At 72.2% G+C, this 13340-nt stretch carries 13 protein-coding genes; 3 read left to right on the forward strand and 10 right to left on the reverse strand.

The genetic code is table 11. The annotated features are described in order from the left end of the window. Position 1: 1 nt before the first annotated feature. Both MXD59_RS04725 and MXD59_RS04730 read right to left on the reverse strand, forming a co-directional pair. Positions 2–976, reverse strand: a complete 975-nt coding sequence (locus tag MXD59_RS04725) for an alpha-ketoacid dehydrogenase subunit beta (protein ID WP_248823662.1) — start codon at positions 974–976, stop codon at positions 2–4. Between the two features lie 185 nt (positions 977–1161). Further along, the gene (locus MXD59_RS04730; RefSeq protein ID WP_372511920.1) at positions 1162–2538 is read right to left on the reverse strand and encodes a thiamine pyrophosphate-dependent dehydrogenase E1 component subunit alpha; all 1377 of its coding nucleotides are present in this window, start codon (positions 2536–2538) and stop codon (positions 1162–1164) included. Between the two features lie 130 nt (positions 2539–2668). Between MXD59_RS04730 and MXD59_RS04735 the strand changes: the two genes are divergently transcribed. Further along, entirely contained in the window at positions 2669–3598 is a 930-nt protein-coding gene (locus tag MXD59_RS04735) for an LLM class F420-dependent oxidoreductase (protein WP_248823578.1), read from the forward strand. Further along, positions 3595–4782 (forward strand): CapA family protein, encoded by a 1188-nt coding sequence (locus tag MXD59_RS04740; protein WP_248823579.1) that lies wholly within the window; start codon positions 3595–3597, stop codon positions 4780–4782. The genes MXD59_RS04735 and MXD59_RS04740 overlap by 4 nt, the downstream gene beginning before the upstream one ends. A 78-nt stretch (positions 4783–4860) precedes the next feature. Here the strand turns inward: MXD59_RS04740 and MXD59_RS04745 are convergent, their stop codons facing one another. The 7 genes from MXD59_RS04745 to MXD59_RS04775 all read right to left on the reverse strand — a co-directional run bounded on the left by MXD59_RS04745 (position 4861) and on the right by MXD59_RS04775 (position 12392). Then, a complete protein-coding gene (locus MXD59_RS04745) occupies positions 4861–5346 on the reverse strand; it encodes a Fur family transcriptional regulator (protein WP_248823580.1) in 486 nt (161 codons plus the stop codon). 6 nt (positions 5347–5352) lie between these two features. After that, complete coding sequence (locus tag MXD59_RS04750; protein ID WP_248823581.1) at positions 5353–7119, reverse strand: hypothetical protein; 1767 nt, start codon at positions 7117–7119, stop codon at positions 5353–5355. A 586-nt stretch (positions 7120–7705) separates the two neighbouring features. Continuing rightward, positions 7706–8920 carry a pyridoxal phosphate-dependent aminotransferase gene (locus MXD59_RS04755; protein WP_248823582.1) on the reverse strand — a complete coding sequence of 405 codons (1215 nt, stop codon included), beginning with the start codon at positions 8918–8920 and terminating at the stop codon, positions 7706–7708. A 3-nt stretch (positions 8921–8923) separates the two neighbouring features. Further along, entirely contained in the window at positions 8924–9805 is an 882-nt protein-coding gene (locus tag MXD59_RS04760; RefSeq protein WP_248815772.1) for a metal ABC transporter permease, read from the reverse strand. After that, positions 9802–10671 carry a metal ABC transporter permease gene (locus tag MXD59_RS04765; RefSeq protein WP_163548012.1) on the reverse strand — a complete coding sequence of 290 codons (870 nt, stop codon included), beginning with the start codon at positions 10669–10671 and terminating at the stop codon, positions 9802–9804. The genes MXD59_RS04760 and MXD59_RS04765 overlap by 4 nt, the downstream gene beginning before the upstream one ends. Then, positions 10671–11435, reverse strand: coding sequence for a metal ABC transporter ATP-binding protein (locus MXD59_RS04770; protein ID WP_163548013.1), 765 nt, complete (start codon positions 11433–11435; stop codon positions 10671–10673). The genes MXD59_RS04765 and MXD59_RS04770 overlap by 1 nt, the downstream gene beginning before the upstream one ends. 117 nt (positions 11436–11552) lie before the next feature. Beyond that, positions 11553–12392, reverse strand: a complete 840-nt coding sequence (locus MXD59_RS04775; protein ID WP_308301644.1) for a DUF2470 domain-containing protein — start codon at positions 12390–12392, stop codon at positions 11553–11555. Between the two features lie 238 nt (positions 12393–12630). Between MXD59_RS04775 and MXD59_RS04780 the strand changes: the two genes are divergently transcribed. Further along, positions 12631–12966, forward strand: coding sequence for a type II toxin-antitoxin system VapB family antitoxin (locus tag MXD59_RS04780; RefSeq protein WP_248823583.1), 336 nt, complete (start codon positions 12631–12633; stop codon positions 12964–12966). Between the two features lie 59 nt (positions 12967–13025). Here MXD59_RS04780 and MXD59_RS26845 read toward each other — a convergent pair whose 3' ends face one another. Then, positions 13026–13190, reverse strand: coding sequence for a hypothetical protein (locus tag MXD59_RS26845; RefSeq protein WP_308301645.1), 165 nt, complete (start codon positions 13188–13190; stop codon positions 13026–13028). Positions 13191–13340: the final 150 nt, after the last annotated feature.

The following is a 13340-nucleotide window of genomic DNA, read 5'->3' on the forward strand; positions in this document are numbered from 1 at the left end:
TTCAGAACGCGAAGGAGCGGTCGACGGCGTCGAGGATGCGGTCGACGTCCGGCAGGTAGTGGTCCTCGATGCGGGCTGGCGGATACGGGGTGTCGAAACCGGTCACCCGCAGCACCGGGGCCTCCAGCGAGTAGAACGCCGCCTCGGTGACCCGGGCCGCGACCTCCGCGGAGACCGACACGTTCGACGGCGCCTCGTGCACGACCACCAGCCGTCCGGTGCGGCGCACCGACTCGAGCACCGGGCCCAGGTCCAGCGGCGACAGCGAACGCAGGTCGATGACCTCCAGTGACCGGTCGTCGTCCGCGGCGCTCACCTCGGCCGCGTCCAGGCAGGTGCGCACGGTCGGGCCGTAGCCGACGAGCGTGGCATCGGTGCCGGCGCGCACGACGACACTGCGATGCAGTCCCACCGCCGCGCCCGCCGCGTCGACCGCGTCCACCGAACCCGTCACCAGGTCGGGGAGGGGACGCGGGTCGACCACCGCCTTCTCCCAGTAGCGCCGCTTGGGCTCCAGGAAGATCACCGGATCGTCGGAGCGGATCGCCTGCTGGATCATGTGGTGCGCGTCGTGCGGGTTCGAGCAGGCGACCACCTTCAGTCCGGCGGTGTGGCAGAAGTACGCCTCCGGTGACTCACTGTGATGTTCGACTGCGCCGATGCCGCCGCCGAACGGGATGCGGATCGTCACCGGCAGCCGGATGCGCCCCGCGGACCGGTAGTGCAGCTTCGCCAGCTGGCTGACGATCTGGTCGAACGCCGGGTAGACGAAACCGTCGAACTGGATCTCGCAGACCGGCCGGTAGCCGCGCATGGCCAGTCCGATCGCGGTCCCGACGATCGCCGACTCGGCCAGCGGGGTGTCGATGACCCGGGCCTCGCCGAACTCCCGTTGCAGACCGTCGGTCACCCGGAAGACCCCGCCGAGTGTTCCGACGTCCTCACCCATCACGATGACCTTGGGGTCCGCCGCCATCGCCGCGTGCAGGCCGAGATTGAGCGCCTTGGCCAGCGTGATCGGAGCCGGTTGCGCGCTACCGCTCGCCGGTCCGGTCCGCGTCTCGCTGGTCCGCGTCTCACTGGTCCGCGTCTCGCTGGTCCGTGCCACTTCCTGGGTCGCCAGGCCGTTCGTCGCCGCGCCGTTCGTCGCCAACCCTCCTGTCACCACGTTGCCCCGCTCCCACGCCGCTCGCCCGCCACGACCGTCCCCTCCCTCGCCCTGACACCACTGCCATCCGCGCCATCTCTGCCACCTGCGATGTCTCTGCCGTCCGCGCTGCCCCTGCCATCCGCGCTGCTACTGCCGTCCGCGCTGCCCCTGCCATCCGCGCTGCTACTGCCGTCCGCGATCTCGCTGTCGTCCCCGGCGACACCGTCGTCCGCCGCGGCGGCGCGGGCCGCGACGAAGGCCGCGCGCTGCGCTGTCACCAGAGCATTGTCGGTGACCTGCACATGGTCGAACAGCATCGCCGGATCCGGGTCGGGTAACGCGCGACAACGTACGCGCAGGTCATGCGCCAACGCGTCGGCCTCCAACGCGAGGCGCTGCTCCCGCTGTTCGTCGAGGTGGCCGGCGGCGACGAGGTGGGTGCGCAGCCGGTCCAGCGGGTCGAGTCGGCGCCATCGTTCGAGCTGCTCGCTGGCCTGGTAGCGGGTCGGATCGTCGGCGGTGGTGTGCGCGCCCATCCGGTAGGTGAGCGCCTCGACCAGCACCGGTCCGTGGCCGGCCCGCGCCGTCGCCAGGGCCCATCGGGTGACGGCGAGGCAGGCCAGCACGTCGTTGCCGTCCACTCGGACGCTGGGGAAACCGAAACCGGACGCCCGATGGAAGATCTCGGTGCGGCTCTGCCGCCGGGCCGGCTCGGAGATCGCCCACTGGTTGTTCTGGCAGAAGAACACCAGCGGCGCGCCGAACACGCCCGCCCAGCCGAACGCCTCGTTGACGTCGCCCTCACTGGACGCCCCGTCGCCGAAGTAGACGATCGCCGCACCGGTGCTGTGATCGCGGGACATCCCCATCGCGTAGCCGGCGGCGTGCAACGTCTGCGCGCCGACGACGATCGAGTACAGGGCGAACCCGTGCTCGTCGGGATCCCAGCCACCCAGGCTCGTCCCCCGGAAGATCCCCAGGATCGCGGCCGGGTCCACCCCGCGACACCAGGCCACGCCATGCTCGCGGTAGGACGGGAAGGCCATGTCGTGGGTGCCCAGCGCCCGCCCGGAGCCGACCTGGGCCGCCTCCTGCCCGCGCAGGCTCGCCCACAGGCCCAGCTCACCCTGACGCTGGAGGCTGGTCGCCTCCTCGTCGAACCGGCGGACCAGCACCATGTCCCGGTAGAAGCCGACCAGATCGGCCGGGGTGAGGTCGGCGACCAGCGCCGGCAGGTCCAGATCGACGGCGCTCGGCTCACCGATCTCGGGACGTGGATCGGACGCCGCGACGTCGACCGGTGGGTCATCCGCCGCGGGCGACATCGCCTCGGATGCCACAGTGATCCGTCGACCACCCGGGGTGAGTAGCTGCATGAGCTCCGTCACACTGGGCAACGATAGACCCTGCTGGCCGGCTGGCAACCCGATCTGCCCGTCCGCTCGGATCCGCGTGTCCGCAACGGGCTCGAGCCCCGGAGGACCTGCCACGGGACGGGGGGCTCGGTACGGTGGCGCGGTGACGACTGCGCAGGACGCGACCCGCCCGCCGGCCCGCCGTGATCTCGGAAAGGTCGGGATCTGGAGCGGCCAGTTCGACTTCTCGCCGGCCGGTGTGGTCCGCGAGGCGATCACGGAGCTCGACGAACTCGGCTACCCCACCCTGTGGACGGGTGAGGTCAAGGGCCGCGAGGTGCTGGTCACCGCGAGCCTGGCGCTGGCCGCCACCAGCCAGATCACGATCGCCACCGGCATCGCCCAGATCCTGGCGCGCAACCCGCTGACGATGACCGCGGCCCAGCTGGCCCTCACCGAGGCCTTCCCCGACCGCTTCCTGCTGGGCCTGGGTGTCTCGCACGCGGAGCTGATGCACATCCGCGGTGCCGCCTACACCCGGCCGCTGTCCCAGATGGCCGCCTACCTCGACGAGATGGACCGGATGGCGGCCGAGCAGTACCGCGCCGTCCCCCCGGCGGCCGCCCCGCCGCGGGTGCTCGCCGCGCTCGGCCCGAAGATGCTCGGCCTCGCCCGCGACCGCGCCGACGGCGCCCACACCTACTTCGTCCCACCCGAGCACACCGCCGCGGCCCGCGCGATCCTCGGCCCCGACAAGCTGCTCATCCCCGAGCAGGCGTTCGTGCTGCACACCGATCCGGCGCAGGCACGCGAACTCGCCCGCCGGCACACCGGCTCCTACCTGCGGCTGCCGAACTACACCACGAACCTGCGTCGCTTCGGCTTCGACGACGACGACCTCGCCGGTACCGGCTCCGACCGGCTGGTCGACACGATCGTCGCCTGGGGCGACGCGGACGTCCTGCTCGGACGGATCAAGGAGCACCTCGACGCCGGCGCCGACCAGGTGGCCGTCCAGGTCCTCGACTTCGACCGCCGTGGGCTGCCCCGCCGCCAGTGGCGCGAGCTCGCCCCCGCCCTGCTCACCCCGTGATCCCGACCCGGGCCGCGCTGGCTCGGGCGGCGCTGGCTCGGGCCGCACCGGTTCGGGCGGCCGTGGCCGGGGCGGTCGGGCTGGTCATCATGCTGACGGCCTGCTCGCTGCCGTACGGCGACACCGACGATCCGGTGACGCCGACCCCGACCCCCGGCGCCTCGGCCGGTGCCGCGGGCCAGGCGACGTCCACCCCCACGATCGAAGGCACCGCCCCGGTCGGCAACGGCCCACGCCGGCCGACCGGGACACCGGTCACGATCGCCTTCGGCGGGGACATCCACTTCGCCGGCTCGTCCGGCCAGCGTCTGGCCGCCGATCCGGCGACCGCGGTCGGCCCGATGTCGGCCACCCTGTCCGCCGCCGACCTCGCGATCGCGAACCTGGAGACCGCCGTCACCGACCGCGGCACCGCGGCGCCGAAGGAGTTCACCTTCCGCGCCCCCGCCACCGCCTTCGACGCCGTGCGCGCCGCCGGTATCGACGTCGTGAACATGGCCAACAACCACGGTATGGACTACGGCGAGGTCGGCCTGCGCGACTCGCTGGCGGCCGCCTCCGCCGCCCACTACCCGGTGATCGGCATCGGCCTGGACGACACCAGCGCCTTCACTCCGTACCGGACGACGATCAAGGGCCAGCGGATCACGGTCATCGGCGCCACCCAGGTCCTCGACGACCAGCTGGCCGCCGCCTGGACCGCCGGCCCCGGCAAACCCGGCCTCGCCTCGGCGAAACAGGTCGACAAGCTGGTCGCCGCCGTCCGCGCCGCCCGGGCGTCGACCGACACGCTGATCGTGTTCCTGCACTGGGGTGTCGAGCAGCAGCAGTGCCCCGGTGACGCCCAACGCGCCCTCGAGCCGCTGCTGACCGCCGCCGGCGCCGACATCGTCGTCGGCAGCCACGCCCATGTGCTCCTCGGCGGCGGCTGGGCCAGCGACGGCGCCTACGTCGACTACGGCCTGGGGAACTTCGTCTTCTACGCCTCCGGTGGCGGCCGCAACACCGAATCCGGGGTGCTCCGGCTGACCGCGGCCGGCCGCGCCGTCACCGACGCCACCTGGGTACCCGCCCGCATCTCCGGCGGCGCCCCCCGTCCCCTCACCGGCACCGCCGCCACCCAGGCCCTCGCCAGCTGGAACGCCCTACGCCCCTGCACCGGCCTGTCCGCCAGCCCACCGTGACACCCAGCCCACCGTGACACCCAGCCCACCGTCCGTTCCGGGCTGCGCTTCGCCGCCCGCCCCATCGCGGGGGCGGAGTCAGGCGGAGGATTCGGCCGTCAGCGCGCAGCTGGAGCAGGTGCCGTAGATCTCCACGGTGTGGGCGACGTCGACGAATCCCTCGGCCGCCGCGACCGCCTCCGTCCACTGTTCGATCTCAGGCCCGGCGATCTCCACCGTCCGACCGCAGGACCGGCAGACCAGGTGGTGATGGTGCGCCTCGGTGGCGCAGCGCCGGTAGACGGTCTCGCCGTCGTCGCGGCGCAGCATGTCGACCTCACCCCGGTCGACCAGCACCTGCAGATGGCGGTAGACGGTGGTCAGCCCCACCGCCGTCCCCTGCGCGCGCAGCCGGGCATGCAGATCCTGGGCGCTGGTGAAGGCATCGGTCTCGGCGAGCGCGGCGCAGACGGCGTCACCCTGACGGGTCGCCCGCACAGTGGTGCCTCGTCCGGGCGCCCCACGGCGACGGGACGGCCCGCTGCTGCCCTCTTCGGCGATGTGCACCGGCGCTCCCTCAGCCATTTTCCCCTATCTTCGCGCGTGGATTGGCCAACTGTCGCGTTCCACCGGCCGATGTGGGGCATCGGCCCGCGCCGTGGCCGGGCAGCGACGTAGACCGTACAGAGTTCCGGTGAGTTCGAAGGCCTGGCTGGACGTCGTGCACCAGCCGTCCCGGCGCAGCTGGGCGAGCGCCGCCGGGACGCCCCGGCGGTCGTAGGCAAGCACGAACACCAGCACCCCACCACCGGACGGAGGCCGCCGACCCCGCACCGCGGCGGCCACATCCCCCGAGCCAAGGACCCCCGCCCGACTGGCCGTGCCGCCCGTGCCGGTACCGCCGCCGATCGTGGTCAGAAAGATCGTCGCGGACCGCGGGACGCGCTGGGCGCGCGTCCCGCGGGTGTCATCGCTGAGTTCCATGCCGTACAGCCACCCGGCCCGTGCGAGCCGGCCACCGACGATCACCGTGTCGCCGGGCCGGTACTGCGCCCGAGCCGCGACGGTCACCGCCACCATCGCGTCGATCGGACGGACGGCCCCACGCTCACGCCACAACCGACCGAGTCCCCCCGCGGCGCTCACCGGCGTCGCCACCACCCCGGCCAGGCACACGACGATCGCCGCGACCATGGCCGCGCGCACGGGCAGAGCCCGAGGGCCGATCCGGGCCGCGCCGCCGTGCTGCCGGTCCAGGCCGTCGTGTCGGTCCAGGCCGTCGTGTCGGTCGGTGACGATCCGGCGGGCCGTGGCCAGCAGCTCGTCCGCACCGGCCGCGGCGACGATCACCAGCAGGGGGACGAGGAAGAGGTTTGTCCGGCAGGCACCGAACGGCCAGTACCGGGCGCCGCTGGCCGCCAGCACGAGCAACTCCGCACCGCCGAGCGCACCCAGCAGCGTCGCGCCGCCCGGACGCCGCCACAGCACCCGCACCCCGACCAGGACGGCCGCCGTGGTCGCGGCGCCCAGCACCGTCGTCGCCACGCGATGCCCCTCGAACAGGGAGTGCACCAGGTTGGGGTCGTACCGGTCGATGCCGGGCGGGGTGCCACCGAGCGTCGCGAGCACCTGATCGGCGACGAAGCGCAGACCACCGACCACGCCACGTCCGGCCAGGAACTGGTCGTCCCAGAAGTGGCTCACCCGCTGCCCGGACTGGTGCCCGACAAAGAGTTTCACGTGGATCGCGGCGATGACCAGCGCGGGAGATGACCGCCAGGCGCCGCCGCGCTCCCGGCGGACGTCCCGGACAACCAGTGGCAGCAGCACGAACACCGCCGGCAGCGAGAGCAGCGTCAGCGCGCCGGCAAGCGTCCGGTTGCGCAGCCGGTGCCCGGACGCCGTCCACAGCGCCAGGACGGCGAGGGTGACGACCGCGTCCAGCACGTACGGCTTGAGCTGGGTGCCCGAGTCGACCACCGTGACACTGCCCGCGACCGCCACGGCGGCGCCGAGGGCCGCGACCATCCCGGTGAACCGGCGACTGGTCAGGTAGGTGCCCGCGGCCAGTACCGGCAGCCAGAGCGTCGCCCCGACCAGCCGCAGTGACCAGGAGTGCCAGCCCAGGACCTCCCCGGCGAGCCGGGTCAGCGCGATCGCGCCGAGCGAGGACGGTGCGTTCGCCACCTGGAGCTCGGACCAGAACGTGCCGGACGGCTCCCCCGCGAAGTGCGGCCGCCAGAGCTCGTCGTACCACAATGGTCGGCCAATTCTGGTGTGCAGTGCGACGTCCACCCCGACCATGACGCCCGCCAGCATGCCCGCCAGCACGACGTCCCGTCGATGACGTTCAGCCACGCGCACCGGCCGGCCGCGCCACGAGCCGTCGCTCCTGTCGGCCCTGGCGCGTCCCTCGGCCGCCTCGGGCCCCGTTCCACGCGATTCGTCCACAGGTTTTCCACAGAACGCTCGATTCCTGTGGATGAAGCTGTGGATAACTCGGATGGCCCGTGGGCGGTGCGTCGCCGCCGAACCGCCTTCGAGGAGTGCTGCGCCCGGTGCCTCAGGTGGCCGATCCGCGCCGGGAGATGACCGCGGCGGGTCCTGGCGCGGCGGGATCGTGGAGGCAGAAGCCGAGGTCGGGGGTGCGGCGGACAGCGAGGGCTTCGGCACAGGGGAGCCGCCTTCGTTCACTCCCGGTTCACCTCCTGCTCGCTCCGCGACGGCCGTCGCACAGCGCGACGCGCAACGATCCGGGTGTTTCCGCCGGTCGTCGTGAATCCTGCCGGATCGCTCCCACGACACAGCGCTGCCCCCGACCCACGGTCACATCGCGTGACGGCATCCCGGGGTCCGACGGGCGTGCAGGGTGCACAGGGGCTGCCCCACGCCGACGGATCCTCGTCCGCGGCTGGTCGCGGGGCGTGGCGACGGCCGGGGATGGTCAGCGCTGTTTGTAGTAGGCGAGGAAGCGGTCGATCCGGCCGACGGCGTCGGTGAGGTCGGCGACCGAGGGAAGGGTCACGATCCGGACGTGGTCGGGGCGCGGCCAGTTGAAGCCGGAGCCCTGCACCAGCAGGATGTTCTCCGCGGCCAGCAGGTCGAAGACGAACTGTTCGTCGTCATCGATGGGGTAGACGTCCGGATCGAGGCGGGGGAAGGCGTAGAGGGCGCCGCGCGGTGGCACGCAGGTCACCCCGGGGATGGCGCTCAGCAGCCGGATGACGGTGTCGCGCTGTTCACGCAGCCGCCCGCCGGGCAGCACGAGGTCGCCGGCTCCGCCGTCCTCCGTCAGCGCCGCGACCACGGCGTACTGGCCGGGGACGTTCGCGCACAGACGCATGTTCGCGAGGATGTTGAGGCCCTCGATGTACGAGGTGGCCCGCTCGCGTGGGCCGGACAGGACCATCCAGCCGGCGCGGAAGCCGGCGAGCCGGTAGGCCTTCGACAGGCCGTTGAAGGTCATGCACACGAGGTCGGGCGCCAGCGACGCGGTGGAGAGGTGCTCGACGTCGTCGTAGAGGATGCGGTCGTAGATCTCGTCGGAGAGCAGCATCAGCTCATGGCGGCGGGCGATCTCGATGATGCCCTCGAGCGTGGCCCGGTCGTAGACGGCACCGGTCGGGTTGTTCGGGTTGATCACCACGATGGCCCGGGTGCGCGGGGTGACCTTGCGGGCGATGTCGGCGAGGTCGGGCGCCCAGTCGGCGGACTCGTCGCACAGGTAGTGCACCGGCCGCCCACCACAGAGGCTGGCCACCGCCGTCCACAGGGGGTAGTCGGGCGCGGGCACGAGGACCTCGTCGCCGTTGTTGAGCAGCGCCTGCAACGACATCATGATCATCTCGGAGACGCCGTTGCCGAGGTACACGCTGTCCGGGTTGATCCCGCCGATGCCCTTGCGCAGGTGGTAGCGCACGACGGCCTCGCGTGCGGCGATCAGACCCTTGGAGTCGCTGTAGCCCTGGGCGTCCGCCAGGTGTGCCATGACGGCCTGGAGTACCTCCGGCGGTGCGGAGAAGCCGAACGGCGCGGGGTTGCCGATGTTCAGCTTGAGGATGCGCGCACCGGCCGCTTCCAACCGGGTCGCCTCGTCGAGGACCGGCCCGCGGACGTCATAGCAGACGTCGGCGAGCTTGTCGGACTGGGAGAACTCCATCTACTAAGAGTAGGTGGGGCGTCCAACAGATTTCTCCTGGGCCGCCGGTCGCATCGCCGACTCACCCCTGGGGAGGGACCGCGCCACCAGGGAAACCGTGAAGAACGCCGCCACCGTCAGCACGATCGCCCCGCCCGCGGCCACGTTCCACTGCTCACTGACGGCAAGGCCGACCACCCCGGAGAGCACGCCGATCACCATCGCCACCGCGGTCATCGTCCCGGCGCCGGAGCACCACAACCGGGCGGTGGCGGCCGGCCCGACGATCAGCGCCACCGCCATGATCGTGCCGACCGCCGGCAGCGACGTCACCACGGTCGCCTCGATCATCAGCAGCAGGACGAGATCCAGCGCCCGGACGGGGTAACCGGCGGCCGCGAGCGCACCCGGGTCGAACGCACCCAGCAGCAGCTCCTTGCGCAGCCCGGCGAGCAGCCCCAGGACGCACACCGTGGTCACCGCCGTGGCGACGATGTCGCTCGGGGAGACCGTGAGCACCGAGCCGACCAGAAACGCGGTCAGGTCACGGCTGAACCCGTTGCGGGTGGACATCAACGCGAGCCCCAGCGCGAAACCGCCGGCGAGCACGACCGCGGTGACGCTGCTCGTCTCCCGGCCGCGACCGGCCCCACGCGTCCCCGTCAGCACCGCGACGACCGCGACGACCAGCACACCGAACAGCCCCGCGCCGAGCACCAGCCCGATACCGAGCAGCGAGGCCAGCACCACCCCGGGGAAGGTCGCGTGGGTCAGGGCCGTGGTGAGGAACGCCAGCCGCCGCAGCACCACCTGGACGCCCACCGCACCACACAGCACACCGAGCAGCACGACCTCGAGCAACGCCCGCCGCACATAGCCGTCACCGAGCGAACCGAACAGCGTCATCGGGTCGCCGTCGCCGGCCGGGCCAGCGCGCGGTGGGCGACCCGGCCGAGCAGGGCCAGGGCGTAGCCGGCGACCAGCACCAGCACGATCGTCGCGCCGGCGGACAGCCGCACCCCGTGGTCGATCGAGGCCGAGTAGCTGGCGGCCAGCCCCCACCAGGCGCCGAGCAGGCCAAGCCCCATCGCGACCGCGACGATGACGGGCAGCCGATCGGAGACCAGCCGGGCCGTCGCCGCGGGTACCACCAGCATGGCGATGACGAGCACCGTGCCGACCGCCTGCACGGCGGCGACCACCACCAGCGCGATCAGCATGTTCCCGACCAGGTCAAGCAGGGTGATCCGGTAGCCGGCGGCCCGGGCCCACTCGCGGTCGAACGCGCCGGCGAGCAGAGGACGTCCGAGTGCGAGCAGAACCAGTACGGCGAGCACCGCCACCGCGGCGGTGACCAGGATGTCGGACCGGTCGATCGTCAGGATGTGGCCGAACAGGAACGCGGTGAGGTCGGCGGTGTAGGAGCGCTGCCGGGAGACCAGCACGACACCGAGGGCGAAGAACGAGGTCAGCAGCACGGCGAGGGTCGCGTCGTCGCTGACCCGGTCGGTCGAGGTGACCAGGGTGAACAGCCCGGCGGCGAGCACCGCGCAGACCAGCGCCCCGGGCACGATCCCGGACTGCCCGGACACCAGGAAGCCGATCACCACACCGGGGAAGACCGTGTGGGTGATCGCGTCGGCCAGGAAGGCGAGGCGCCGCACCAGCACGTACACACCGACCGCGCCGCACAGCGCACCGAGGATCAACCCCTCCACCAGCGCCCGAGCCATGTAGGGCGCGCCGAACGGCTCGATCAGCAGGTCGGTCATCACCGGGCCAGGATCAGGCCGTGATCGGCGAGTTCGAGGGCGGCGCCACCGTAGGCCTGGCGCAGCAGCGGCGGGGTGAGCACGTCGGCCGGCGGGCCGAAGGCGAACTGGCGCCGGTTGAGCAGGCAGACCCGATCGCAGGCCGACTGCGCGAGGGTCAGGTCATGTGTGGAGATGATCACTGCGGCGCCGCGGGCGGTCAGCTCCCGCACCGCGCCCAGCAGGGCCTCCTGGGAGACGACATCCACTCCGTTGAAGGGTTCGTCGAGCACCAGCACCGCCGGTTCGGACGCGATCGCCCGGGCCAGCAGCACCCGCTGGCGTTGCCCGCCCGAGAGCAGGCCGAACCGGTCGCGCGCGCGGTGCTCGAGGCCGACGGCGGCCAGCGCCGCCGCGGCGGCCGCCCGGTCGGCCCGGCCCGGCGGGCGCAGCCAGCCGATCCGCCGGTAGCGGCCCATCAGGACGACCTGGGCGACCGAGATCGGGAAGTTCGGGTCGAGCGTGTCCGCCTGGGGGACGTAGGCGACCTGGCGGCGGGCCTGCGCGGGCGGGCGGCCCAGCACGACGATCGAACCCGCCACGACCGGGACCAGGCCGAGCACGGCCTTGATCAGGCTGGACTTGCCGGCGCCGTTCGGCCCGACCAGCGCGACGATCTCACCGGGGCGCACCGTGCCGTTGACCTGCTCGACCGCCGGAAACCGGTCGTAGGCGACGCTCGCGTGCGTGAAGACGATCGCGGCATCGTGGACCGGCGGCGGCATGCCGCTAATTGAAAACGGTTGTCGATGCCGGTGTCAAACGCGGCATACGCCAACACCACGGGTGTCGGACCTCGCGGCCCGCACCACCGGTGTCGAAGGATGGTCAGCCGGTCGCGTTCACCCGGCGTCGCGTCCGGCGCGTTCGAGCAGGCGGCGCAGCTCCCGGCCGAGCGAGCGTGGCTCACCGAGCGGCTCGTCGAACACGATCCGCACCGGATGCGCGCCGGTGGTGTCGACGCGCCACAGGTCCATGCCGTAACGGTCGAGGCCGCTGACGTACGCGCCGGCGATGTCCCCGCCGGGGGTGCGGCCGCCGCCGGCGAGCTGACACATCTGCTCGGCGTGGCGGGTGTTGAGATGATCGATCAGTTCGGGAGCGTACGCGTCGATGAGGTCCGGCTCGGCGAAGGCGTACGTCGCCAGGTCGATACGGCGACCCACCGCCCCGGTCGACCACCGTCGCACCCGCCCGGCCTGGTCGGCCGGCGGCAGGCACAGGACCACCTCGTCCACCGAGACGGCGAGCATCGCGAGCCCGTCGGCGACGGCGTCGATCGGGTCGACGGAGCGGCCCAGGTCGGCGAGGCGACTCAGGATCTGGGCGGTGGTGCCGGGCACCACCCGCAACGTGCCGGTGAGGATCAGTCGCTCGCCGAAGTGCCCGGGCACATCCACCCAGCCGCGGCGCCCGCTCTGGGCCGCCTCGGCGATCCGCCCGTCGGCCCGGGCCATCAGCAGTGGCTCGCCGCCGTCGTCGATCATGCCCACCCAGCCACGGGCCCGCTCGCAGGGCAGCGTGAGCAGTGCGGTGCGCCCGCTGGCGAGGACCGTGCGCGCCCGCCCGGCCAGTACGGTCATAGCGTCGTCGCTGTTCACTGCGGTGACGGGGCCTGTCACGCCGACCGGGCTGTCCATGCTCACCAGACCGTCGACGTCGACGCCGACGCCCTCGCCCACCGGGTCTTTCCCGCCCACTAGCGCCTCCATCACAACCCCCCGACCATCAGGTTAGGCTTACTTAAGTCCTTGTTCGGCTGGGGGTCAAGTACCGCCGCGCCCCGTAGTGCCAGTGGTCGCGCGGGTGTGGTCCCGCTGTCCGCGGTTCCCGGTCTGGGCCGACCGGAGTCTTCTCGGTGTCGCGCGGCTTCTAGGCTGTCCTGACGATGGATGTCTCGCCCTCGAGGAGGAGGTGCCGGTGATCTTCAGATTGGTCGGAGATGGTCGCCCGTACCCCGAGCACGGCCTTGGTCAGCGGGACTGGGCGGCCATACCCCCACGCCAGGTCCGGCTCGACCAGCTCGTCACGACGAAACGGGTGCTCGCGCTGGATGTCCTGCTGGACGAGGACTCGACCTTCTACGGCGACCTGTTCCCCCATGTGATCGAGTGGGGTGGGGCCCTCTACCTGGAGGATGGTCTGCACCGGGCCGTGCGGGCGGCGTTGCAGCAGCGCACGTCGATCCACGCCCGGGTGTATGTGCACGCGGGTCCCCGGCTCGGCGACACGGCCCGGTCCTCGGTCGCCCGGTAGCCGCGAACGGCCGATCCGCGGCGCCTCACACCCCTCGCGGTGGTGTGAGGCCGCTCACGTCACTGCGCCCGGTAGGAGACGTAGGCGTTGTCGCCGACCTTGGCGAACACGTAACGCGGGCAGCCGGACGACGGCTTGTAGGCCATGATCGGCCGCCACACGGGGGAGCGCATGACCATCTTCAGTCGTCCACCGGCCGTGGAGATCGCCGTGCTGGCGGTCACCTCGGGTCGATCCAGCCGCTCGTACCACCCACCGCAGTACCGGATCTCACCCGGCCGGGACGTCCAGGCCGGCGTGTGGAAAAACCACAGGAGGTAAGCCGTTCGCATCAGCAGGACGAGTACGGTAAGGATCAACAGCGACCGAATGGT

This window comes from Frankia umida (assembly GCF_023242945.1).
Classification (GTDB): domain Bacteria; phylum Actinomycetota; class Actinomycetes; order Frankiales; family Frankiaceae; genus Frankia; species Frankia umida.

Coding starts and splice junctions, on each gene's coding strand:
- MXD59_RS04725 (WP_248823662.1), bottom strand. CDS start 976: ATGGCGGCGGACCCCAAGGTCATCGTGATGGGTGAGGACGTCGGAACA.
- MXD59_RS04770 (WP_163548013.1), bottom strand. CDS start 11,435: ATGCCGCCGCCGGTCCACGATGCCGCGATCGTCTTCACGCACGCGAGC.
- MXD59_RS04765 (WP_163548012.1), bottom strand. CDS start 10,671: ATGACCGACCTGCTGATCGAGCCGTTCGGCGCGCCCTACATGGCTCGG.
- MXD59_RS04755 (WP_248823582.1), bottom strand. CDS start 8,920: ATGGAGTTCTCCCAGTCCGACAAGCTCGCCGACGTCTGCTATGACGTC.
- MXD59_RS04745 (WP_248823580.1), bottom strand. CDS start 5,346: ATGGCTGAGGGAGCGCCGGTGCACATCGCCGAAGAGGGCAGCAGCGGG.
- MXD59_RS04760 (WP_248815772.1), bottom strand. CDS start 9,805: ATGACGCTGTTCGGTTCGCTCGGTGACGGCTATGTGCGGCGGGCGTTG.